This window comes from Skermanella stibiiresistens SB22, assembly GCF_000576635.1.
GTDB classification, from domain to species: Bacteria; Pseudomonadota; Alphaproteobacteria; order Azospirillales; family Azospirillaceae; genus Skermanella; species Skermanella stibiiresistens.
The window spans coordinates 1-209 of record NZ_AVFL01000185.1 but is presented as its reverse complement, the minus strand read 5'-3'; the positions used below and the strand labels follow the sequence as shown (position 1 = coordinate 209).

Below are 209 nucleotides of genomic sequence, written 5' to 3'. Positions count from 1 at the left end.
CAACCGCACGGCGTATGATAGTTATTATTCCTCACCGACCAGCTCTCTGCTGGATACGCGCAAACTGTATAGCCAAACCTGGGATACCGGATTGCGCTATAAAGAAGGCATTTACGCAACACAAGTGATTGGCAGCTACAGCCATAGCAAGGATTACGATTACGATCCTCGCCTCGGCATGCATGACAGCTCGGCCAGCCTGGTGGATT

Annotated in this window: 1 protein-coding gene; it reads left to right on the top strand. The window is 51.2% G+C overall.

The annotated features are described in order from the left end of the window. Positions 1-209, top strand: a 209-nt coding sequence (locus tag N825_RS40180) for a hypothetical protein (RefSeq protein WP_037462722.1), incomplete at both ends; no start/stop codon positions are given.